Source organism: Bombilactobacillus sp. ESL1202, assembly GCF_058107125.1.
Genome location: NZ_CM176590.1, coordinates 1,877,215 through 1,898,087 on the forward strand (window position 1 = coordinate 1,877,215; position 20,873 = coordinate 1,898,087).

Annotated in this window: 23 protein-coding genes and 1 riboswitch; of the genes, 22 read left to right on the forward strand and 1 reads right to left on the reverse strand. The window is 35.1% G+C overall.

Annotation, left to right across the window (positions count from 1 at the left end):
• Positions 1–12 precede the first annotated feature (12 nt).
• The 18 genes from pyk (at position 13) to AC3B7A_RS08480 (ending at position 17,408) form a co-directional block, all read left to right on the forward strand.
• Positions 13–1,782, forward strand: coding sequence for a pyruvate kinase (pyk, locus tag AC3B7A_RS08395; RefSeq protein WP_489755649.1), 1,770 nt, complete (start codon positions 13–15; stop codon positions 1,780–1,782).
• A gap of 117 nt (positions 1,783–1,899) precedes the next feature.
• Positions 1,900–2,361: a DUF441 domain-containing protein gene (locus tag AC3B7A_RS08400; RefSeq protein ID WP_489755650.1), complete on the forward strand. Its 462-nt coding sequence runs from the start codon at positions 1,900–1,902 to the stop codon at positions 2,359–2,361.
• Between the two features lie 99 nt (positions 2,362–2,460).
• The gene (locus AC3B7A_RS08405; RefSeq protein ID WP_489755651.1) at positions 2,461–3,321 is read left to right on the forward strand and encodes a DNA-binding protein; all 861 of its coding nucleotides are present in this window, start codon (positions 2,461–2,463) and stop codon (positions 3,319–3,321) included.
• A 7-nt stretch (positions 3,322–3,328) separates the two neighbouring features.
• Positions 3,329–3,682, forward strand: coding sequence for an N-acetyltransferase (locus tag AC3B7A_RS08410; protein ID WP_489755652.1), 354 nt, complete (start codon positions 3,329–3,331; stop codon positions 3,680–3,682).
• Between the two features lie 10 nt (positions 3,683–3,692).
• Positions 3,693–4,427: a segregation and condensation protein A gene (locus AC3B7A_RS08415; protein ID WP_489755653.1), complete on the forward strand. Its 735-nt coding sequence runs from the start codon at positions 3,693–3,695 to the stop codon at positions 4,425–4,427.
• A gap of 5 nt (positions 4,428–4,432) precedes the next feature.
• Positions 4,433–4,984 (forward strand): SMC-Scp complex subunit ScpB, encoded by a 552-nt coding sequence (gene scpB, locus AC3B7A_RS08420; RefSeq protein ID WP_489755654.1) that lies wholly within the window; start codon positions 4,433–4,435, stop codon positions 4,982–4,984.
• A 15-nt stretch (positions 4,985–4,999) separates the two neighbouring features.
• Positions 5,000–5,722, forward strand: a complete 723-nt coding sequence (locus tag AC3B7A_RS08425) for a pseudouridine synthase (protein ID WP_489755655.1) — start codon at positions 5,000–5,002, stop codon at positions 5,720–5,722.
• 4 nt (positions 5,723–5,726) lie between these two features.
• Positions 5,727–5,844: riboswitch (FMN riboswitch) on the forward strand.
• Positions 5,845–5,934: 90 nt separating this feature from the next.
• Positions 5,935–6,474, forward strand: a complete 540-nt coding sequence (locus tag AC3B7A_RS08430; RefSeq protein WP_489755656.1) for an ECF transporter S component — start codon at positions 5,935–5,937, stop codon at positions 6,472–6,474.
• 81 nt (positions 6,475–6,555) lie between these two features.
• Entirely contained in the window at positions 6,556–7,230 is a 675-nt protein-coding gene (locus tag AC3B7A_RS08435; RefSeq protein WP_489755657.1) for a LysM peptidoglycan-binding domain-containing protein, read from the forward strand.
• 188 nt (positions 7,231–7,418) lie between these two features.
• Positions 7,419–8,084: a (d)CMP kinase gene (gene cmk, locus AC3B7A_RS08440; protein ID WP_489755658.1), complete on the forward strand. Its 666-nt coding sequence runs from the start codon at positions 7,419–7,421 to the stop codon at positions 8,082–8,084.
• 71 nt (positions 8,085–8,155) lie between these two features.
• Positions 8,156–9,355 (forward strand): 30S ribosomal protein S1, encoded by a 1,200-nt coding sequence (gene rpsA, locus AC3B7A_RS08445; protein WP_489755659.1) that lies wholly within the window; start codon positions 8,156–8,158, stop codon positions 9,353–9,355.
• Between the two features lie 315 nt (positions 9,356–9,670).
• Entirely contained in the window at positions 9,671–10,984 is a 1,314-nt protein-coding gene (gene der / locus AC3B7A_RS08450; RefSeq protein ID WP_489755660.1) for a ribosome biogenesis GTPase Der, read from the forward strand.
• 180 nt (positions 10,985–11,164) lie between these two features.
• Positions 11,165–11,440, forward strand: coding sequence for an HU family DNA-binding protein (locus tag AC3B7A_RS08455; RefSeq protein WP_489755661.1), 276 nt, complete (start codon positions 11,165–11,167; stop codon positions 11,438–11,440).
• Between the two features lie 142 nt (positions 11,441–11,582).
• Entirely contained in the window at positions 11,583–12,854 is a 1,272-nt protein-coding gene (locus AC3B7A_RS08460) for a tetratricopeptide repeat protein (protein WP_489755662.1), read from the forward strand.
• Complete coding sequence (locus AC3B7A_RS08465; RefSeq protein ID WP_489755663.1) at positions 12,844–14,055, forward strand: CCA tRNA nucleotidyltransferase; 1,212 nt, start codon at positions 12,844–12,846, stop codon at positions 14,053–14,055. The genes AC3B7A_RS08460 and AC3B7A_RS08465 overlap by 11 nt, the downstream gene beginning before the upstream one ends.
• 3 nt (positions 14,056–14,058) lie before the next feature.
• Positions 14,059–15,939 carry an ABC-F family ATP-binding cassette domain-containing protein gene (locus AC3B7A_RS08470; RefSeq protein ID WP_489755664.1) on the forward strand — a complete coding sequence of 627 codons (1,881 nt, stop codon included), beginning with the start codon at positions 14,059–14,061 and terminating at the stop codon, positions 15,937–15,939.
• Positions 15,939–16,898, forward strand: coding sequence for a thymidylate synthase (locus AC3B7A_RS08475; protein WP_489755665.1), 960 nt, complete (start codon positions 15,939–15,941; stop codon positions 16,896–16,898). Before AC3B7A_RS08470 ends, AC3B7A_RS08475 begins: the two co-directional genes overlap by 1 nt.
• A gap of 9 nt (positions 16,899–16,907) precedes the next feature.
• Positions 16,908–17,408, forward strand: a complete 501-nt coding sequence (locus AC3B7A_RS08480) for a dihydrofolate reductase (protein WP_489755666.1) — start codon at positions 16,908–16,910, stop codon at positions 17,406–17,408.
• Positions 17,409–17,452: 44 nt separating this feature from the next.
• On the opposite strand, the gene trhA is transcribed toward AC3B7A_RS08480, so the two are convergent.
• Entirely contained in the window at positions 17,453–18,118 is a 666-nt protein-coding gene (gene trhA / locus AC3B7A_RS08485) for a PAQR family membrane homeostasis protein TrhA (protein ID WP_489755667.1), read from the reverse strand.
• Between the two features lie 125 nt (positions 18,119–18,243).
• Here trhA and AC3B7A_RS08490 point away from each other — a divergent pair, with 125 nt between their 5' ends.
• The 4 genes from AC3B7A_RS08490 (at position 18,244) to AC3B7A_RS08505 (ending at position 20,863) form a co-directional block, all read left to right on the forward strand.
• Entirely contained in the window at positions 18,244–19,089 is an 846-nt protein-coding gene (locus AC3B7A_RS08490; RefSeq protein ID WP_489755668.1) for a DegV family protein, read from the forward strand.
• 144 nt (positions 19,090–19,233) lie between these two features.
• On the forward strand, positions 19,234–20,016 hold the full coding sequence (locus tag AC3B7A_RS08495) for a GDSL-type esterase/lipase family protein (protein ID WP_489755669.1): 783 nt from the start codon (positions 19,234–19,236) through the stop codon (positions 20,014–20,016).
• The gene (locus AC3B7A_RS08500) at positions 20,013–20,618 is read left to right on the forward strand and encodes a YpmS family protein (protein ID WP_489755670.1); all 606 of its coding nucleotides are present in this window, start codon (positions 20,013–20,015) and stop codon (positions 20,616–20,618) included. Before AC3B7A_RS08495 ends, AC3B7A_RS08500 begins: the two co-directional genes overlap by 4 nt.
• Before the next feature lie 14 nt (positions 20,619–20,632).
• Positions 20,633–20,863, forward strand: a complete 231-nt coding sequence (locus tag AC3B7A_RS08505) for a YozE family protein (protein WP_489755671.1) — start codon at positions 20,633–20,635, stop codon at positions 20,861–20,863.
• Positions 20,864–20,873: the final 10 nt, after the last annotated feature.

Here is a 20,873-nt window from a genome sequence, read left to right on the forward strand (position 1 = left end):
GGAGAGACATTGATGAAAAGAACCAAAATTGTTAGTACTTTAGGACCTGCAAGTAATGATGTAGAAACTATTTCTAAATTAATTGAAGCAGGTGCCAATGTTTTTCGTTTTAACTTTTCTCATGGTGACCATGAAGAACATTTATCACGGATGAATATGGTTCGTGAAGCCGAAAAGTTAACCGGTAAAGTTGTTGGTATTATGTTAGATACTAAGGGTGCTGAGATTCGGACTACCGAACAAGAGGGCGGTAAGTTTGAGGCTCATACTGGTGATACTATTCGAGTGTCAATGGATCCTAATTTTAAAGGTAATCCAGAAAAAATTGCGGTTACTTATCCTGGCTTATATGATGATACTCATGTTGGTGGTCATGTTTTAATCGATGATGGTTTAGTTGATTTAAAAATCACCGATAAAGATGAAGCTAACAAAGAGTTGATTACCGTTGTGCAAAATGATGGTTTAATTGGTTCTAAAAAGGGTGTCAATGCCCCTGGTGTTGAAATTCGTTTACCAGGTATTACAGAAAAAGATACTGATGATATCAATTTTGGTTTAGATCATGAAATTAATTACATCTCTGCTAGTTTTGTTCGTAAAGCGCAAGATGTTTTGGATATTCGTGAATTATTAGAAGCTAAGCATCAAGAACAAGTTCAAATCTTCCCTAAGATTGAATCTCAAGAAGGTATTGATAACATTGATGAAATTTTAAAAGTTTCTGATGGTTTGATGGTGGCTCGTGGTGACATGGGGGTTGAAATTCCATTTGAAAATGTTCCATTTGTTCAAAAGAATTTGATCAAGAAATGCAATGCTTTGGGTAAACCAGTTATTACTGCTACACAAATGTTAGATTCCATGCAAGAAAATCCTCGTCCAACACGAGCAGAAGTAACTGACGTTGCCAATGCCGTTTTAGATGGAACTGATGCGACAATGTTATCCGGTGAAAGTGCTAACGGTGATTATCCAGTGCAAGCTGTTGCTGCTATGAGTCGGATTGATGTTCGGACTCAGGAACAATTAGATGGTTCTAATACTTTGGCTTTACAACGTTTTGAAGAATACAAGGGTTCTAATGCGACTGAATCAATTGGTGAATCAGTTGTGCGGACAGCTCAAGAATTAGGAATTAAGACCATTGTAACAGCAACTAATTCCGGTTATACTGCACGGATGATTTCTAAATATCGTCCTAGTGCTGATATTTTGGCTATTACCTTTGATGAAAAAATTCAACGTGGTTTAACTGTTAACTGGGGTGTTTATCCGGTAGTTACTGATCGTCCTGAAAATACTGATGAAATGTTCGATTTAGCAACTCAAAAGGCTCAAGAATTAGGTTTTGCTAAAGAAGGCGATTTAATCTTAATCGTTGCTGGAGTACCAGTTGGTGAAAGTGGTACAACTAACTTGATGAAGATCCAATTGATTGGTTCTAACTTAGTTAAGGGTCAAGGCGTTGGTGATGAAACTGTTATTGGTAAAGTAACGGTTGCTCACAGTGCTCAAGAAGCAATTGACAAGATGAGTGATCAAGATATTTTAGTTGTTGAAAATACTGATAAAGATTATTTCCCAGCAATTGAAAAAGCTAGTGCTTTAGTTGTTGAAAATGGTGGTTTAACTTCTAATGCTGCCGTTGTAGGAATTGCTTTAAGTATTCCAGTAATTGTTGGTGCTCAAGATGCTACTAAATTGATTAAAGATGATGAAGTTATTACCGTTGATTCTCGTCGTGGTAATGTTTATCGTGGTGCTTCCAACTCACTTTAATAAAATTTCATTCAAGTAGATAAAAAGTAGGACAATGTTCCTACTTTTTTTGTGCTAGTGATTTGAGCAAGAAAGTTAATTATATGGTAAGATGTTGAATGTTGAGGAGTAAACTAGATGGAAAGTTGGCTTTTTTTATTAATTATTTTATTAATATCATTTTTGAGTAAGAATAATTCATTATTAATTGCAACGATTGTGATCTTAATTTTGAAAGCTATTCCTAATACAAGTCATTTGTTAACTACTATTCAAAATCGTGGAATGAATTGGGGAATTACAATTATTTCAGTGGTCATCTTAGTCCCTATTGCTACAGGTCAAGTGGGCTTTTCTGATTTATTGAATGCCTTTAAATCACCAGCAGGTTATGTGGCTGTTATTTGTGGTATTTTAGTAGCTGTTTTGTCAGCTAAGGGTGTGCATCTATTGTCTGCCACACCAGAAATGACAGTGGCTTTGATTTTTGGGACAATTGTTGGCGTAGTTATTTTTAAGGGCATGGCCGCAGGCCCTATTATTGCCTCAGGAATGGCTTATTGTATTTTGACGATATTAGCGAATATCGGCATTAAGTAAGGTTATTTAAGTTTTTTACTTTATAAAAAACGTCATCATTGGTTAACTATTCTTGATAGCAAAACTTTTTGGGCTTTATTAAATAAATGAGGTGTTGATTTGGAATTACAAGAATTATTAGGAACTATACAAACAGGAAAAATTATTGATAAAAATCAGACGGCAGTTTTTGTTTCAATTGCTGGTCAAACCTTTCAGACGCCGTTAGAATTGGTAGATTCTAATGAAAAAAATTTGCAAGGTTATTTATACGAAAATAAAGCACATAAGTTAATTTTGACACCCAAAATTCCTTGGGTTGGCGTCGGACGTTATGGCTGGGGAACAGTTGTTGATGTACGGACTGATTTGGGAGTTTTTGTTGATATTGGTTTGCCGGATAAGGATTTAGTAGTTTCGTTAGATGATTTACCAGAATTAAAAAAATTATGGCCACAAAAGGGTGATCGACTATTAGTGAGTGTTAAAGTAGATCGTAAAAATCGAATGTGGGGTCGATTAGCTGATGCTAATGTTTTTCAACAATTAAGTCGAAAAGCTAATCAAAATTTACAGAATAAAAATGTTCAAGCCACAGTTTATCGTTTAAAAATGAGTGGTAGTTTTGTTTTAACTAATGATTATTATTTAGGTTTTATTCATCCTAGTGAACGCGAAGTTGAGCCACGATTAGGTCAAGTTGTTCATGCGCGAGTTATTGGTAGTAGTTTTGATCACCTTAATTTGTCTTTAAAACCGCGGGCATATGAAGAAATTGGTGATGATGCGGCAATGATTTTAGCTGTTTTAAAACATCAATCTAGTCAATCTTTACCTTACAATGATAAGAGTGCTCCACAGGATATTAAACAATATTTTGGGATTAGTAAGAGTAGTTTCAAACGAGCTTTAGGTCATTTATTGAAACAACAGTTGATTGAACAAACTACCACGGGGATTAAGTTGAAATCAAAAGCGTAGGTTTAAAATGCTAGTTAAATATAGTGATAATTATCAAAAAATTGCCATGGGTTTTTTATCATATATGCCCGAGTTGAAAGATTTAGATCATGTTCAGATGGAATTGGATTTATATACTACAGATGATCGGCATCAATTGTTTTTGTATCGGCGATTTGATTCCGATTTTATTGGAATTATTGCTTTAGAAATTCAAAAGCGAATTGTCTTGGTAAGGTATATTTCATTAATTCCTGCTGAACGCTTACAGGTAACAATCTTTAAAATTTTGGATGAAGTGCAAGAATATTATCCTGATAGCAAAATTATGGGAACAATAGAAATTACACCTTTGATTTTGCAGTGGCAAAAAAAGCATTAGGTGGTTAGCAGTGGAACAATTAGAGTTGATTTTAACTGATTTTCATGGTCCTTTGGATTTGTTATTACATTTAATTAAACGATCACAGATTAATATTTATGATATTCCCATTGCCCAAATTACGCAGCAGTACTTGGATTATTTACATCAAATGCAATCATTGCAGTTAGATATTGCTGGTGATTATTTAGTGATGGCGGCAACGTTAATGCGCATTAAAAGTCAAATGCTATTACCACAGGATCCTATTGTTGAAGATTATCCTGAGGATATGATTGATGAAGTTGCTGATCCGCGTAGTGATTTAGTAGCACAATTATTAACTTATCAAATTTATCAAAGTGTAGCTGAAGAATTAAAAAATTTAGAACAACAACGCCAACAAATGTATAGTCGTCCGCCAACTTTAGGACCAAAAGAGCGCAAGATTGTTTTAAAACCACAAACTTATACCGGTAATGATTTAGCTTTATGCTTAGTTAATCTATTGGATCGATTACAACAACAATTTCAATTAGCACAATTGCCTAAAAAAGAAACAATTTCAGTAGCTCAAGCACAAACTCAAATTATTCATCGATTACAACATCATTCGCAAATTACTTTTCAAGAATTGTTACAACATAACAGTGTTATTGAAGAGGTAGTAACAAAATTTATGGGTTTGTTGGAATTGATTAAAGATCACTTAGTAGTGGTTACTCAATTAGATTTTCAAGCAGATATTTTAGTGAAATTGAGGTGAATTTAGTGCAAAAACAACTATTTGTGCTTTTATTTATTGCGGGTGAACAGGGAATAGCGCTGGAGGATTTAGCAAGTTTGCTACAAAAAGATCTTGCTAGTGTTAGACAACAAATGGCAATTTTGATTCAACATCTTCAGAGCGATAAAAGCTGCCCATTATTGATTAAACAGTTTGGAGAAAACTATCAACTATTGACTAAAGCTAAGTATCAGCCTTTACTGGCTAGATATTGGCAGACAGAACAAGCCAGTAAATTAAGTTCTGCGGCAATGGAAGTTTTGGCAATTATAGCTTATCAACAACCCGTTACTCGAATTGAAATTGATGAAATTCGGGGAGTTAAAAATAGTAGTGCCACGCTGCAAACTTTAATTGCTCGACGCTTAATTAAAACTACTGGTCATAAGGATGCACCAGGTAGACCGTTAATGTATGGTACGACATCTGAATTTTTAAACTATTTTGGGTTAAAATCATTGGATAAATTACCACCACTAGCGGCTTTTCAAATACAAAATTTAGATCAACAAGGAAATGTTGATTTGTTTTCTTAAAGAGGATAAAAATAAATGAAACAAAAGGAACGTTTACAAAAAATAATTGCTAATGCTGGCGTTACTTCTCGTCGAAAAGCTGAAGAATTGATTATCGCTGGCCGGGTGCAAGTTAACGGACAAACTATTACAGAATTAGGCCAAAAATTTTCCACTAGTGATTTGATTGAAGTCGATGGAATTGCAATTGAAAAATCTCCTAAAGTCTATTTATTGTTTTATAAACCTCGCGGAGTGATTTCTTCTGTACATGATGAAAAGGGTCGTAAAGTAGTGACCGATTACTTTAAGGATATTATTGAGACGCGAATTTATCCTGTTGGTCGTTTAGATTATGACACGTCAGGATTATTATTATTAACCAATGATGGTGACTTGACTAACCATTTGTTGCATCCTAGTAATCAGATTAATAAAGTTTATATTGCTAAAATTTCTGGAATTGTTACTTCAAAAGCTTTGGAACAATTACGACATGGGGTTCGGATCAAGGGACGGAAGACGGCTCCTGCTAAATCGGAAATTATTAGTGTTGATCGTAAGCGTCAAACTTCTTTGGTTAAATTAGTAATTCATGAGGGAATGAACCATCAAGTTAAAGAAATGTTTAAACAAGTTGGATTTAATGTGGTAAAATTAAGACGAGAGCAAGTTGGATTTTTAACGCTAAACGGCTTAGTTTCTGGTGGCTGGCGCTTTTTAACGCGTGATGAAGTCAAAGCTCTTCAAAAATTATAATAATTATCGTTTTCAAGGCAAGGTGCAATTCCTGACCGGCGGTGATAGTCCGCAACCCAGTAATGGTGGATTTGGTGAAATTCCAAAACCGATGGTAATAGTCCAGATGGTAGAAAACGTAGTGACTGGGATAAATTAGTGTTATGTTGACGCTTTATTAATATTTAGCTCAATCTCTTTTGCCTTGCAACGATTTGTTGGAGGTTTTTTTTATGGAAAAAAGTAAGTTATCTCATAATAAAGTTATTGGTGGCGCCTTATTAACGGCGCTAGCTACTTTAGTGATGTATATTGAAATACCGTTGATTCCGGGATTTTCATTTTTAAAAATGGATGTTAGTGATGTAGTAGTTTTATTAGCTTTTGGAATTTATGGGATGTCAACTGGAGTTTTAGTGGCCTTTTGTAAAGTGTTGTTGCATTGGGTTTTAATGGGGATGAATGTTGCAAGTTTAATTGGTGACTTTTCATCATTATTGTCTAGTTTGGCGTTTATCATTCCAATAGTTTTGCTACTCCAACGTCATCATTCATTGTGGTTATCTTATGGTAGTGGGATTTTAAGTTTAACGATTGTTTTATCGTTGGCCAATTATTTTATCTTGATGCCTTTATATATGACCGTTTTAAATTTTAATATTGGTATGCCAGTAGAAAAATATGTTTTATTTGGGGTGGTACCATTTAATATAGTTAAAGGTTTCATTAATTCTATTTTGAGTGTTTTATTGACGAGACGTTTAAAGTTCTAATAATTTATTTTCAGTTTTTCTATTTTTAGTGAAATTTCTCTGATTAACTGGTAAAATTAATAGTTATTAGAGGTGAGATTAATGAGCGATAAAAAGCCTAAACTTTGGGAAGCTACCTTTGGAGAGGATACGGGGGAACAAAAAGATTCCGTTAAATCTACTTCAAAAACACCAGAAACTTCTGCAGAGTATTCACGGGTGCAACGTAATGAAACTCAAAAAAGTAATAAGGTTTTGGTTTGGTCATTAGTGGTAGTTTTGCTTGCAATTATGTGTTTACCAATTTTTTGGTCGGCAGTGTCTGCAGGACATCAAAAAACAGCGGTTGATAATACTAGTAAAGTAGCAGTTAGTTCTAAACCTAAGAGTACAGCTACTAAACAAGTTAAAAAACAAAAAGCAAAAAAAGTAACATCACATTTGGATCAGACACCTAATAAAAAGAAAGCTGCAACTGAGCCGACTGTTGATACTGATAAGAAAGAAGAGTCCTCTGCAACAAATAATGATGATCAGAATCAAAATAGTGCCGAATCTGCTGGCGCTGGTAGTACAACCAACGATCAACAGTCAAGTGCTACTACAGCTAATGCCAATGGTAGTGCTGATGACAGTTCTTATTATACAGTGCAGGCGCATGACAATGCGTATCGTATTGCTTTAAATCATGGTATGACTACGCAGCAATTATATCAATTAAATGGTATGTCCAGTAATACTGTTTTACGCCCGGGCATGCGGTTACGTGTTCACTAAATAAAAGAGTTGGGACAATAATGCTAATGAACATTGAATCATTATTGCATTGCGTCCAAAAGTCAGTAATTTATGTCGGCTAGTGGTATTTAAAGTTCTGAGTTTAAATTTGAATTTTTAATGTCGTTAGTACACAACTATTAAGTGACTTTTGTCCCAGCCCTTTTTGATATAGGAGTTAAAAAGATATGCAAATAACAATTGATGGACCGGCATCAGCAGGCAAAAGCACAATTGCCAAAGCAATTGCGCATAAATTAGATTATTTATACGTTGACACAGGTGCTATGTATCGTGCAGCAACTTGGTTGGCTAATCGGTACAAGATTGATTATGGTAATTCTGCAGCTATTGTTTCTACTTTGAAAGAAAATCCAATCACTTTTAAGTTACAACAAGGCAAACAGCTGGTATTTGCTGGTGAAGATGAGGTGACAGAGGTAATTCGTACAGCTGTAATCTCACAAAATGTTTCACAAGTGTCTGCTTTGGGAGCTGTTCGGACTTTATTAGTGGAGCAACAACGACAGTTTGCTCAAAATAATGATGTAGTGATGGATGGCCGTGATATTGGCACTGTCGTCTTGCCGCAAGCGCAGGTGAAAATTTTTATGACCGCCAGCGTTCAAGAGCGTGCTCAAAGACGGTATCAGGAAAATTTGACTCGGCAAATTACAACGCCGTTAGCGCAAATTGCAAAGGAAATTGAACAGCGAGATTATAAAGATTCTCATCGAAAAATTTCGCCTTTAGTTCGAGCAAAAGATGCGCAAATTCTTGATACGACTGGTTTAACGATTAATCAAGTTGTTCAAAAAGCACTGCAAATTATTCAAATAAAATTAAAGAAATGATGAATAGCACTGGTAATTGAAGTGATTTTACATTAAGATAGATTTCGAATGATGGCGAGGAGGATGTAAAAATGGCTGAAGAGAATAGCAGCATAAATCCCATGGAGCAAGCACTTGATAATTTTGATCAAGTACAAATTGGTGATGTGGTTACCGCGGAGGTATTATCAGTTGAAGATAATCAATTGGTGGTAGGTATTGATAATTCTGGTGTTGAAGGAGTTGTTCCTCTGCGTGAATTAACTGCAGATCGGAAGGCTGATATTCATAAGCTGGCACAAGTTGGTGATAAACTAGAATTATTGGTCGTGCGGCATTCTGCAAATGATAAAGAAGACGGTAGTTTTATTTTATCTAAACGTCGCATTGAAAATCAAAAAGCTTATACTAAAATGGTTGATTTAATGAACGAAAATACAACAGTTCAAGGAGCAGTTACTGGAACTGTTAAAAGCGGTTTATTAGTTGAAGTTGATGGCTTACGTGGATTCATTCCTGCTTCAATGATTTCTGACCATTTTGTGCGTGATTTAAAGCCGTACGTGGGTCAAACTTTAGATTTGAAAATTATTGAAGTTCAACCAACAAAGAATCGCTTTGTTTTATCACATAAGGAAATTGCTACGCAAGAAAAGCAAGCTCGTGAAGCAGAAGTGATGGATAAAATTTTACCAGGTGATGTTTTAGAAGCTAAGGTTTCACGCTTAACTAATTTTGGTGCTTTTATTGATTTAGGTGGAATGGATGGCTTAGTCCATGTTTCTCAGATTTCTTATGCGCATGTTAATCAACCATCAGATGTTTTAAAGGTTGGTCAAGAAGTGAAAGTTAAAGTTTTGGATGTTGATAAAGATCGTGGTCGAATTTCTCTATCAATGAAAGCAGCTCAACCGGGACCTTGGGAAAGTGTTGCAGAAAAAATTGCTGTTGGTGATGAAATTGACGGTGTCGTTAAACGGTTAACTGACTTTGGCGCTTTTGTAGAAGTATTACCTGGTGTTGAAGGTTTGGTTCATGTTTCGCAAATTTCTTGGGAGCGGATTGATAAGCCAGCAGATGTTTTACAAGCTGGTCAGAAAGTGCGCTTAAAAGTTTTGAATGTTGATCCAGAACAAAAGCGTTTGGGCTTGTCGATTAAAGAATTGACAGAAAATCCACATGCTAAAAAGTCTACAGAGTCTCATGAAGAAGATAATACTGACTACACTCTTCCAGATGAGGAACGTGGATTTGCATTGGGAGATATCGTGGATGATGATTCCCAAAATTAATATATTTTGGTGAGATGTTAACTTTTAAATTCATCAACAATGATAATTAATTAGTTTGATACCATTGTTAGGTAATGAACTTTATTGTTAATCCTTGATTTTTTCTAATTTTGTCAAAAGGGTGGGTGTATTTTCGTCCCACCCTCTTTTGATTTTTAATAAAGATTTTAAAAATAAGGCTAAGACCAAAATCATTAGGCAAAGACTGTTGATTTTGGCACACAATAATTAATTAATGTTTGTGTAATTTTCAGTAGAATACAATCATTAATTTTATTGTTTTAGCCGCTTAATCACAAATAAGAAGGTGAGCAAATGGTAATGCCAGTTGTTGCATTAGTCGGACGTCCGAATGTTGGAAAATCAACGTTGTTTAATCGCATAGCCAGTGAAAGAATTGCCATTGTTGAAGATACTCCAGGGGTAACACGCGATCGAATCTATACTCATGCAGAGTGGCTAAATAAGCAGTTTACTTTAATAGACACTGGCGGGATTACTTTAGAAGAAACAACCCTTAATCAAGAAATTAAGAGTCAAGCAGAAATTGCAATTGATGAAGCAGACGTCATTGTGATGGTAGTTGATGGTCGTGTTGGTGTTGTTAGAGAAGACGAAACAGTAGCACGTATTTTATTTAAAGCAAAGAAACCCGTAGTTTTAGCGGTTAATAAAGCGGATAATTTGGAACAGCGCCAAGATATTTACGATTTTTATGCATTAGGTTTAGGTGAACCGTTTCCGGTTTCTGGAGTTCATGGAATCGGTTTGGGCGATCTTTTAGACCAAATTGTACAGAATTTTCCTGATGAACAAGTGGTTGATGAAGACCCGACTATCAAATTTAGTTTTATTGGTCGGCCTAATGTCGGCAAATCATCGTTAGTAAATGCCATTTTAGGTGAACAACGGGTTATTGTTTCGAACATGGAAGGAACAACCCGTGATTCAATTGATACTAGTTTTTTAGATGAACAAGGACAATTATTCACCATGATTGATACGGCCGGAATTCGTAAACGGGGTAAAGTTTATGAAAATACGGAAAAGTATTCTGTGATGCGTGCCATGCGCGCTATTGATCGTAGTGATGTAGTGGTTATGGTTTTAGATGGTGAACAAGGAATTCGCGAGCAGGATAAAAGAGTTGCGGGCTTAGCTCATGAAGCTGGTCGTGGAGTGATTATTGTTGTTAATAAATGGGATATTGTAGCTCATAAAGATCAAAAAACTATGCAAGAATTTACTGACTATATTCGCCAAGAATTTCGTTATTTAAGTTATGCACCGATTATTTTTGTTTCAGCGTTAAAAAATCAACGGCTAGGTAAAATTATTGAATTGGTCAGTGCTGTCTATGAAAATCAAAATCGGCGAATTCAATCGTCGCTTTTGAATGATTTGTTATTAAAAGCAACAGCAATTGCGCCCGCACCGACCGTCAAAAATAAGCGCTTGCGAGTGTATTACTTGACACAAGTGGCCGTGAATCCGCCTACTTTTGTGGCGTTTGTTAATGATCCAGAACTATTCCATTTTTCTTACGAACGTTTTATTATTAATCAGTTGCGCGAAATGTTTGATTTTACGGGAACACCAATTAAAATCATTGCGCGAATGAGAAAATGATAATTTTAGCGCTTTTTAAATGAAATTTTTCTTAAGAATTGTAAAAGTTTGTAAAAAAAGGTGATTATTCCTTGCTAGCTCGGCAATCTTATGATAATTTGTTAAAAGAATGATGGTTTGGTAGTCGTCATTTCGACTAAGTGATGATCAACTTCATTGCTTTACGGAGGTGAAAATATTATGGCAAATAAAGCAGAATTAGTTCAAAGCGTTGCTGAAAAAACTGGTTTAACTAAAAAGGATTCCACTGCAGCAGTTGATGCAGTCTTCAATTCTATCCAAGAAATTTTAGTTAAGGGTGAAAAAGTTCAATTGATTGGCTTCGGTAACTTTGAAGTTCGTCATCGTGCTGCCCGTAAGGGACGTAACCCACAAACAAACGCAGAAATTACCATTCCTGCAAGTAATGTTCCAGCATTTAAGCCTGGTAAGACATTAAAAGACGCTGTTAAATAATTTTTTAAAAGATTGTTTATCTAATAAGATGACTATAATTACGGTTGTATTTATAGTCATCTTAGTTTACATAACATTTGGAGGGTGGGGCAGATTACTGTTCAACGCTCTTTTTTATTTTAACTTAAGGGAGTCTTGAAAGATGACATTTGGTGAACAAGCAATTTCTGCTTTACAGCAAGGCAATTTCCAACAGGGACAAGCTTTATTAAAAAAAGCGCTCCAACATGATAGCGTTGATGACTTGTATACAATCGCACAGCAATTACAACAGTTGGGATTAACGGATAATGCAGCAACTATTTACCGGAAATTATTGCAACAATTACCACGTGAAGATATTTTAAAAGTTAATTTAGCAGAGATCTTGATTTCTGATGACAAAATTGATGAAGCTACTAATCTATTAGCACAAGTTAGGCCTAATTCAGATGCTTACGTGGCTTCTTTGATGGTCAGTGCTGATCTTTACCAAACTTTGGGGTTATATGAGGTTAGTGAACAAAAACTATTGACAGCCTTGAAATTGGCTCCTAAAGAGTTCGTTATTCAATTTGCTTTGGCGGAATTGTATTTTAACGAAAATCAGTTTCAAAAGGCTAGTGATTATTATGAACAATTGCTAGATCAAGATGTAACAGAATTTTCAGGAATTTCTCTATATCAGCGTTTAGCAGCTGCTCAAGTTGGATTAGGTAATTATGAGGCTGCTGAAAAAAATTATCAAAAAACAGCGGTTGAATTTTTTAATGCTGATAATCTCTATAATTATGCTAATCTAGAATTAGAGTTAAAACATTATAGTAAGGCTCAAGAATTAGTGGAGCAGTTATTGGAATTAACTCCTGATTATTCGGCCGGTTATGTTTTACAAAGTCGGTTAGCTTTGGCTAAGAATCAACCAGCTGCGGCTTTAAAGGTTGCTCAGCAAGGTTTAAGCTATGATCCATATAATGAACTGTTATATGAACTAGTTGCTACCAGTGCAGAAAAAACAGCTGATTTGGAACTGGCAGTGAAATTGTTGAAGCAAGGTATTCAGTACTTAGCAGCACCAAATAGTTTATTGTTAGCCCTAAGTCGAATTTATTTGCTTCAAGCCGATCATCAGGCTAATTTAGACTTATTAGACCAATATGTTGATCAATTGCAAACCGATGGTCAAGCACAATGGAATCGCGCGCGCTCATTGAGTGCCTTAGATCAGGTGGAGGATGCCCAAAAAGTATTTTTAAGTATTTATGATGAATTTAAAGATAATCCTGATTATTTACGGGACTTGATTAATCTTTTACGTAAGAGTGATCAAACTAAGTTGCTATTAACTGCTTTACAAAACTATTTGCGCTTAGCACCTGATGATTGGGAAATGAATGAACTATGGGAGGAATTGAAAATAAAATATGAAAATTGAACATTTCCCAAAAATCATGGCGCAGGCAATCCCTATTTTAGATAAAATTACCGCAGCTGGTTTTGAAGCTTATTTTGTTGGTGGGTGTGTGCGCGATATGCTATTAAAACGGCCGATTCATGATGTTGACTTAGCAACTAGTGCTTATCCGGCTGAAATTAAGACTATTTTTAAACATACGGCTGATACTGGTATTGATCATGGAACCGTGACGATTATTACGGCTGCACAAAATTATGAGATTACAACTTTTCGTACGGAGTCGGGTTATCAGGATTATCGACGGCCTGATCATGTGGAATTTGTTCGTTCTTTAGAACAAGATTTAAAACGACGAGATTTTACTATTAATTCCTTAGCAATGACGACTAAGGGTCAATTAATTGATTTGTTTGGTGGCTTAAACGATTTACAACAACAACAGATTAAAGCGGTTGGACAAGCTAAGGAACGTTTCCATGAAGATGCGTTAAGAATGTTACGTGCAGTCAGATTTCAAGCACAGTTGAATTTTCAAATCACTGACCAAACTCAGAAGGGGATTTTGGAAAATGCTCATTTATTATCCAAGATTGCCATTGAACGGATACGTGATGAATGGTTGAAATTAATGGAAGCTCCTGGCTGGCAATTAGGATTAAAAACCATGCTAGCTACTAACTTGAATAACTATTGTCCGCAATTGACTAATGCTAATTTAAATAAGTTACTGGTATTAAATCCGAAGTTGCAATTAGTTGATCAATTGCAAGTTTGGACTTTATTAGGCTGGTACTGGCATTTTAATCCACAACGCTTACGTGAATTTTTAAAAGCTTGGAAATTATCCAATGAAGTGGTTAAAATCACACTAAAGAGTGTCCAACTATTACAAAATTGGTCTCATTTAACAACTTGGTCGGTCTATCAAGCACAACAACAAGTAATTACTAATTGTTGTCGGCTTTTAAGGGCTGTTAATGATCTGCCTAAAGCACAGATGTTGGCTCAGTGGTATCAAGATTTACCGATTAAAAACAGTCATGATTTAGCCGTTGATGGGCGAACTTTAATGCAGGAATTAAGCTTGACTCCTGGTCCTAAAGTGGGTCAAGATATATTATGGTTACAACAACAAGTATTAGCACATCAACTACCTAATCAAAAACAGGCACTTTTACAGGCACTAAGGCAATTAAATTTAGTAAGTAAGGACGATTAAGCAATGAAGATGTTAAGTGTCACAGAATTAAACCAAGCTTTTGGTGCACGAACGTTATTTGAACATGTGAACTTTAAAATTCAACGACAAGATCGAATTGGCTTGCTGGGTTTGAACGGTGTCGGAAAGACGACATTGTTGAATTCGCTAGTGGATGAACACTTGGTTAAACAGGGAATTGTTGATCATCCGCGTGATTATCAGGTTAGTTATTTAAAACAAAATCCTTATTTGAATCCACAAGCAACGGTTTTAGAAGCAATTTTACAAGGTGATGAGCCTTTGTACGTAACGGTTCGCCAATATGAAGCAGCTTTAAGTAGTTATAGCCAAAATAGTACTGATGAAAAAATAACACAGAGTTTTTTTAAAGCTCAAGAACAAATGGATCGTATTGATGGTTGGGAATTTCAAGCTACGGTAGAAACCATCTTGACTAAATTAGGGATTACTCAATTCAATCAAAGAATTAAAGAATTGTCGGGAGGTCAAGTGCGGCGCGTTAGTTTGGCTCAAATTTTGGTTTCAGACTCTGATTTATTGATTTTGGATGAGCCGACTAATCATCTTGATGAAAGTGCTATTAATTGGTTAGCTAAGTTTTTAAATAATTATCAAGGAGCTGTAATTTTTGTTACGCACGATCGTTATTTTTTAAATTTGGTGGCCAATCGCATTTTTGAACTGAGTAATCAACATTTACAAGAATATAGTGGAAATTATGAACATTATCTACGTCAGCGTGCCCAAAATGAAGCTACGTTAGCGGCTACTCAACAGCATCAACGTAATTTATATCGTCATGAGTTAAAATGGATGCAAGCTGGTGTTCAAGCGCGAGGAACGAAGCAAAATGCACGGGTAGCGCGTTTTCAAGAATTAAGTCAAACCTTACAAAAACAGAATGCTACTCCTTCTCGACAATTGAATATTGATATTCAACAACAGCGCTTGGGCAATGATGTTTTTGTATTGAAAGAGGCTGGTTTGAATTTTGGAACACAAGTGTTATTAAAAGACTTGTCTTTGCGAATTAATTCCGGTGAACATGTTGGTATTATTGGGGCTAATGGTGCCGGTAAAACAACTTTCTTAAATATTTTAGCCGGAAGGCAACAATTAACAAAAGGACAATTAATTGTTGGTCAAACAGTCAAAATAGGCTACTATACACAACAAGTTGAACAAATGGATCCTAATAAACGGGTAATTACGTATTTGGAATCTATTGGGCAAAATGTTGCTAATAATGCCGGAGATAAAATGTCTGCTTCGCAGTTGCTAGAACAATTTTTATTTTCTCCAAAACAACAAGGAGCTTTTATTAGGGATTTGTCAGGAGGCGAACAGCGGCGCTTATATTTGTTGGCAATACTTATTCAACAGCCAAATGTTTTATTGTTTGATGAACCTACCAATAATTTGGATATTGAAACAATGACGATTCTAGAAAATTATCTAGAACAATTTCAAGGGAGTGTTGTCACTGTTTCGCACGATCGGTATTTTTTAGATAAAATTACAGATGATTTATTAGTTTTTCAGGGTCAAGGACAAATAAAACGTTATTGGGGTTCATATTCGCAATATCTACAGCAAACAGCTATGGAAAATCAAACAGCAGTTAAAACTAGTTCTAAAACTAAAACAAGTAAAGTTGTTAAGACTAATAAATTAACTTATGCTGAAAAATTAGAACTTGCAGACTTAGAGCCTAAAATTACGCAATTAGAAAAACAAAAAACTGATTTAGAACAATTGATGAATACTGAGGGCGATAATTATCAGGAAATTTTAAAGCATCAACAGCAATTAACGCAACTTAATCAAGAATTAGAAACAGCGAGTGATCGTTGGCTGGAGTTATCAGAAAAGGAGACCTAATGGTTATTAATAGTAATGAAATGCAGTATTTAAGTTTACTAAAACAAGTTTTAACTCAAGGTCATTTCAAAGCTGATCGTACTAAAACGGGAACTTATAGCATCTTTGGTTATCAAATGCAATTTGACCTCCAGGAGAGTTTTCCTCTTTTGACAACGAAGCGAGTTCCGTTTGGTTTGATTAAATCTGAATTATTATGGTTTTTGCGTGGTGATAGTAATATCAGATATTTATTAGAACATAATAATCATATTTGGGATGAATGGGCATTTGAAAAATATGTTCAAAGTAGTGCTTATCAAGGACCAAATATGACGGATTTTGGTCATCGCTCATTGATTGATGATCAGTTTAATCAAGAATATCAGCGCCAAAAGCAAATTTTTTGTGAACGAATTTTGAATGAACAACAATTTGCACAACAATTTGGCGATCTGGGAAATGTTTATGGTAAACAGTGGCGTCATTGGCAAACACAAACTGGTGAAATTGATCAAATTGCCAATGTGGTAGAACAGATTAAAACTAACCCACAGTCTCGCCGGTTGTTAGTGACAGCTTGGAATCCAGCAGATTTGGACAAGATGGCATTACCACCATGTCATACTTTATTTCAATTCTACGTTAATGATGGTTATTTATCTTGTCAGTTGTATCAGCGTAGTGCCGACCTGTTTTTAGGGGTGCCATTTAATATTGCCAGTTATGCGTTGTTAATTCAGCTATTAGCACACATTACTGGCTTAAAACCGGGTAAGTTTGTCCATACTTTAGGTGACGCCCATATTTATCAAAATCATTTGGAACAAGTTAAATTACAATTAACGCGGCAACCGGTGCAAGGACCACAATTAATTTTAGATCCCCAAATTACCAATCTTGATAACTTAAGGGTGGAACAAATTCAATTGCAAGGTTATCATCCTGCACCAGGAATTAAAGCCCCCGTGGCAGTTTAAGGAGAACAGATGTTAGCATATATTTGGGCTGAAGATCAAAATCATTTAATTGGTCAAGCGGGACATTTGCCGTGGCATTTGCCAGCAGATCTGCATTATTTAAAACAAACAACTTTAAACAGTACGATTGTCATGGGAGCAAAAACTTTTCTGAGTTTTCCCAATGGTTCATTGCCCAAACGACGTAATATTGTTCTAACGCGTCATCCAGAACGATTTCACCAACAAAAAAATCTAATAATTGTAACTTCTAAACGGGAAATTGAACAACTGATTCAAGAAAAGCAACGGGTGTTTATTTTTGGCGGACTTTCGTTGTTTAAAATGTTTCAAGAGCAAGTTGAATATTTATATGTAACCAAAATCGCTGCACAATTTAGTGGCGATACTTGGATGATTCCTTTGGATTATCAACAATTTAAGTTAATTAAACGGCAAGTTGGTCAGGTTGATGAAAATAATCAGTGGGCACATGAATTTTTAGTATATCAACGGAAGGTCAATCACTAATAAATAACTTTTTAAGTGTCATTTTTGCGCATTTTATTTAAATTCTATAAATAAAAGTAAACTGAGCAGAACATCAAGGTCGTTCCTAACATAACGAAAACATGCCAGATAACGTGAATATATTTAATTCCCCGCATTGAATATAATAAAGCGCCAACTGTAAAGGCCATGCCACCCCAAAATAAGAGTGTAATCCCGGCTGTTCCTAGGGATTGATGTAGTGGTTTCATTGCTAAAATGACCAACCAACCCATAATAACGTATAAACTAGTATCGATGATGGGATGAGCTCCTAAATTAAAAATTTTATAAATAATACCACCAACTGTAGTCAACCAAATGATACTTAATAGAATAAAATTCAGTGGTTTAGGAATTCCCAGTAAGCAATAAGGGGTGTAAGTTCCAGCGATTAATAAAAAAATGGAACTATGATCTAAAATTTGGAAAATATGCTGGGCTTTCGTAAAATATAAACTGTGAAACAATGTTGAACATAAATATAAAAAAATTAGTGTAAAACTATAAATTAGATAGGCAAATAATACTTTTGGCTGAAGGGGATGCTGGTGGGCGGCTTTAATAATCAATAAGACTGTCCCAACAATAGCTAAGGCTAAGCCAATACCATGAGTAATGGCACTAAATATTTCATTAGTTAATCGATAAATCCGCGAAGTCTTTTGCGGTTTTGTGAAAATTTTTGACAAGAGTAGAGCTCCTTTGATTAATAAAAATGTGCTAAAGTTGTTAACGTTTGATACAATCTTTTAAGTAAACAACTCTTTTTTAGATTATAGCTTAAAGACTGGAAATGATAAAGGTAGGTTTCCTCATGACAAATGTAAAAATTTTAACTGACTCTTCAATTCAATTAACACCAAAAGAAGTTGAACAGTATCAAATTACAGTGGTACCACTGACTGTTGAAATTGATGGTCAACAGTACGTTGATGGTCAAGATATTAGTCGTCAAGAATTTGCGCAAAAAATGTTGGCGAGTGATAATTTTCCGAAAACTAGTCAGCCACCAATTGGTCGATTTGTAGAATCTTTTAATCAATTAGGCCAAGATGGTAGTGAAGTTTTGGCAATCACTTTAACCAAGGGGTTAAGTGGAACTGTTGATGCTGCTCGTCAAGCCGCACAACTAACAGATACGAAAGTGACAGTTGTTGATAGTGGTTCTACTGATCGAGGGTTAGCTTTTCAGGTTATTAAAGCAGCTCAGATGGCTCAAAAAGGTGCCAGTGTTCAAGAAATTTTGCCAGTTATTCAGCAGATTTTAGCACAGACTCAATTGTATGTTTGTATTCCACATCCGGAAAATATTATTAAAGGTGGACGTTTGGGTAAAATGGCGGCCACTTTGACTTCTTTATTGAATATTGATGTGGTTGTGCAATTAAAAAACAATAAATTGGGGATTGCTAAAAAAGGTCGTGGTATTAAAGTAATCAAGAATTTTATGCAAACGGCTATTTCCGATATTGAAGCGCACGGTAAGCAAATTAGTGAAATTGGTATGTCTTATGTTAGTGATACGACTTTACCCGAGCAAATTAAACAAGAGGTTCAATCAAAATTTCCGCAAATTAAGACTATGATTGAGTTAACGAGTCCAATTATTATGACACATACTGGGCAAGGAGCTTTTGCTATTATTTATCATTATGAATAATTTTTTGTACTATTTGATAATTTATTTTTTAGCTATTGATCATGCTAAATAAATTTCAGACAGCTAATTTAAAAATTGTTGTTTTGAAAATAATTTTTTCTCAGATTTATTTGCTTAAAAATTTTTTTCTAAGGAGTTTATTGTGTGCGTAAGATAAAAGTATTAATGAGTTTATTGCTGGCTTTAGGTTTAGGTTTAGTTATTAGTAATCCGGTTTTAGCACAAAAAAAGCAACCTTTGAAAGTTTTAGCCGTTGGTGATTCCTTAACTTATGGAGTTGGTGATGGTAAGCATCAAGGTGGCTACACATCCTTGATTAAACGGCCTTTAAAAAAAGCTAGTCATCGTCAAGTTTTAGTTGGAAATTTTGGTATTAGTGGTGAAACTAGTGGGCAAATTTTAAAGCGAGTGCAAACTAAAAAAGATTTGCAACAGGCGCTGCATCAAAGTGATTTAATTACAATTACGGCTGGCGGTAACAATATTATGCATGTATTGCAAAAAAATGGTTTACAATTGTCACAATCTCAATTTGATCAAGCAAATAAGCAGTATGTTCAAGAAATGTCACAGATGATTATGACTATTCGTCAATACAATGATCAAGCGCCGATTTTTTTAATCGGAATTTATAATCCTTATGCAATTTATGTTAAAAAGGCTCATAGCGTGAAGCAAGCAGTTGCTCAGTGGAATCAATCTAGTAAAGATTTAGCACGTGATAATTATCGGATGCATTTTGTTGATGTTTCGGCGTTAGCTAATCCGCATAAGTTGAAGTTTTCTAAAAAGGAAAAAACTACGGTTAATCCATTACTATATACAAAGGATTATTTTCATCCGAATCACCGAGGATATCAGTTAATGACTAAAAAATTATGGCATCAAATGCATCTTAATCAAAAGGAGTGGATTCATCTACAATGAAACGTAGTGTTGAAAAAAAGCATAATCTTTGGAAATGGGCTTTTCTGATCTTAATAGCCGTGTTAGCAATTGGAAGTGTTAGTGTGGGTTATGCTGTAACACGTCCCATTAAATCCACAGTAATTACTAAACAGCCCACACCAGCTAATGCTTCTGATAAACCAGTTTTTCAGGTGACTTTAACTAAGCAGCAAGCGCAACGCTTAGCCAATCACTATATTAACGAGTATTTGAATAGTAAAGATATTAAATATCGGTTACAGTTTGGTAAGCATATTTCATTATTAGGTAGTGCTGATTTATTAGGTTCTAAGATTGACTTTCAACTGTTAACTGATTCTTATCCGACTGCCAATGGTGGTGTTCAACTAAAGGCACGGCAACTAAAAATTGGTCGTTTAGGAATACCTTTAAATTTTGTTTTGGGTTATATTCAACATAATTATCATTTTCCGGCGTGGGTGAATATTGATAGTGGTAAACAACTGATTAATATTGATTTACAAAATTATCAGAATGACAATGGATATTATTTTAAGGTTCATGATTTAGACCTAAAACAAAATAAAATTGTAGTTAGTGTTTATTCTAGCAAATTTTAGGAGCAGTATTATTGATGGAAAAATCTTTTTATGAATATTTAATGACTCAACGTGATCCTAATAATCCAAGTGCTTTAGCACATTTTGCAGATTCAGCTTTTTATGATCAAACTTTTCCTAAACAGGCACAGGATTATACCGAACTTTCTGAATATTTGGAACTCAATGGTTCTTATCTACCATCAATGGATATCTACGACCAAGCATTTACTAAATATAAAGAATCAGAAGCACATTTTAATTAGAAACGAGCGA

Coding starts and splice junctions, on each gene's coding strand:
- pyk (WP_489755649.1), top strand. CDS start 13: ATGAAAAGAACCAAAATTGTTAGTACTTTAGGACCTGCAAGTAATGAT.
- AC3B7A_RS08400 (WP_489755650.1), top strand. CDS start 1,900: ATGGAAAGTTGGCTTTTTTTATTAATTATTTTATTAATATCATTTTTG.
- AC3B7A_RS08410 (WP_489755652.1), top strand. CDS start 3,329: ATGCTAGTTAAATATAGTGATAATTATCAAAAAATTGCCATGGGTTTT.
- AC3B7A_RS08425 (WP_489755655.1), top strand. CDS start 5,000: ATGAAACAAAAGGAACGTTTACAAAAAATAATTGCTAATGCTGGCGTT.
- AC3B7A_RS08430 (WP_489755656.1), top strand. CDS start 5,935: ATGGAAAAAAGTAAGTTATCTCATAATAAAGTTATTGGTGGCGCCTTA.
- AC3B7A_RS08435 (WP_489755657.1), top strand. CDS start 6,556: ATGAGCGATAAAAAGCCTAAACTTTGGGAAGCTACCTTTGGAGAGGAT.
- cmk (WP_489755658.1), top strand. CDS start 7,419: ATGCAAATAACAATTGATGGACCGGCATCAGCAGGCAAAAGCACAATT.
- rpsA (WP_489755659.1), top strand. CDS start 8,156: ATGGCTGAAGAGAATAGCAGCATAAATCCCATGGAGCAAGCACTTGAT.
- der (WP_489755660.1), top strand. CDS start 9,671: ATGGTAATGCCAGTTGTTGCATTAGTCGGACGTCCGAATGTTGGAAAA.
- AC3B7A_RS08455 (WP_489755661.1), top strand. CDS start 11,165: ATGGCAAATAAAGCAGAATTAGTTCAAAGCGTTGCTGAAAAAACTGGT.
- AC3B7A_RS08460 (WP_489755662.1), top strand. CDS start 11,583: ATGACATTTGGTGAACAAGCAATTTCTGCTTTACAGCAAGGCAATTTC.
- AC3B7A_RS08465 (WP_489755663.1), top strand. CDS start 12,844: ATGAAAATTGAACATTTCCCAAAAATCATGGCGCAGGCAATCCCTATT.
- AC3B7A_RS08470 (WP_489755664.1), top strand. CDS start 14,059: ATGAAGATGTTAAGTGTCACAGAATTAAACCAAGCTTTTGGTGCACGA.
- AC3B7A_RS08475 (WP_489755665.1), top strand. CDS start 15,939: ATGGTTATTAATAGTAATGAAATGCAGTATTTAAGTTTACTAAAACAA.
- AC3B7A_RS08480 (WP_489755666.1), top strand. CDS start 16,908: ATGTTAGCATATATTTGGGCTGAAGATCAAAATCATTTAATTGGTCAA.
- AC3B7A_RS08490 (WP_489755668.1), top strand. CDS start 18,244: ATGACAAATGTAAAAATTTTAACTGACTCTTCAATTCAATTAACACCA.
- AC3B7A_RS08500 (WP_489755670.1), top strand. CDS start 20,013: ATGAAACGTAGTGTTGAAAAAAAGCATAATCTTTGGAAATGGGCTTTT.
- AC3B7A_RS08505 (WP_489755671.1), top strand. CDS start 20,633: ATGGAAAAATCTTTTTATGAATATTTAATGACTCAACGTGATCCTAAT.